This is a genomic window from Ornithinibacter sp., assembly GCF_035443565.1.
Taxonomy (GTDB): Bacteria; Actinomycetota; Actinomycetes; order Actinomycetales; family Dermatophilaceae; genus Fodinibacter.
Genome location: NZ_DAORSO010000438.1, coordinates 1 through 1,053, shown reverse-complemented (window position 1 = coordinate 1,053; position 1,053 = coordinate 1). Strand labels below are relative to the sequence as shown.

Below are 1,053 nucleotides of genomic sequence, written 5' to 3'. Positions count from 1 at the left end.
GGCCCTGCACGAACCCACGAGCGCGCGAGCCCCCTGGGTGCTCGACGTGTCGGCGGTGGTGTGACCGGCGTCACGGTTAGACAGGCGCGCGGATGCCGGGTCGCACGACGTTGGATCGTGCGGACCCTGTCCCCTCGCCGATCGGAGCCTCATGCTGCCCGTCACCGACCTGTCCCGTCGCGCTCAGCAGCGACTCGGCGCAGCCCTGCGCGCCAGGGTCGCCGGCGATGACGCGGCACAGCGGGCCGCCGTGATCTGGGGCAAACCCGGTCAGCGGTGGTTCACCCCGCAGGACCCGGTGTGGCGGGTGCACGCCGACGCGTCGATGTTCCCCGGTGGGGTCGCCGCGCTGCTCCTCCAGTCGCTGCACCCCCTGGCCATGGCCGGGGTCGCCGGTCACAGCGGCTACCGCGGAGACCCGTGGGGTCGCCTCCAGCGCACCTCCCACTTCCTGGCCACGACGACGTTCGGCACCATCGAGGACGCCGAGCAGACCATCGCGCGAGTCCGCTCCATCCACGAGCGGGTGCGCGGTCGTGACGAGCGGGGCCGGCCCTACCGTGCGAGCGACCCCGACCTCCTGTCGTGGGTGCACGTCGCCGAGGCGTACTCGTTCCTCACCGCCTACCAGCGATTTGCCGTGGAGCCGCTCACGGCGGCCGAGGCCGACACCTACGTCGAGCAGGCCGCCGTCGTCGCGCGCCTGCTCGGGGCCACGAAGGTCCCCACAACGGTGGCCGGGCTGGAACGAGCGCTCACGGCATACCGTCCCGACCTCGAGGCCACCGATGCCGCCCGCGATGCCGCCCGTTTCCTGCTCTTGCAACCCCCGCTGCCGCTGGTGGCGCGACCGGGGTACGGCCTGATCACCACGGGAGGGGTCGCCGTGCTGCCCGAGTGGGCCCGGGACTCGCTCGGCCTGCAGATGGCGCGCCCGCTGGCACCCGTCGCCACGGGCATCGGCCGCTTCGGGACCCGAGCGGTGCGCTGGGCCATGTCAGGGGTGGCGCAGGAACGCCAGCTCGCCGCCGACCTCAGCTGAGGACGGTCACC

Annotated in this window: 1 protein-coding gene; it reads left to right on the top strand. The window is 73.4% G+C overall.

Annotated features, from left to right (window positions below; genetic code table 11):
- The first annotated feature begins 151 nt into the window (after positions 1-151).
- Positions 152-1,042 (top strand): oxygenase MpaB family protein, encoded by an 891-nt coding sequence (locus PLL68_RS15795; protein ID WP_324535730.1) that lies wholly within the window; start codon positions 152-154, stop codon positions 1,040-1,042.
- Positions 1,043-1,053: the final 11 nt, after the last annotated feature.

What these genes read in the sequence shown, in the direction of transcription:
- PLL68_RS15795 (WP_324535730.1), top strand. Translation starts at nt 152, where the DNA reads ATGCTGCCCGTCACCGACCTGTCCCGTCGCGCTCAGCAGCGACTCGGC.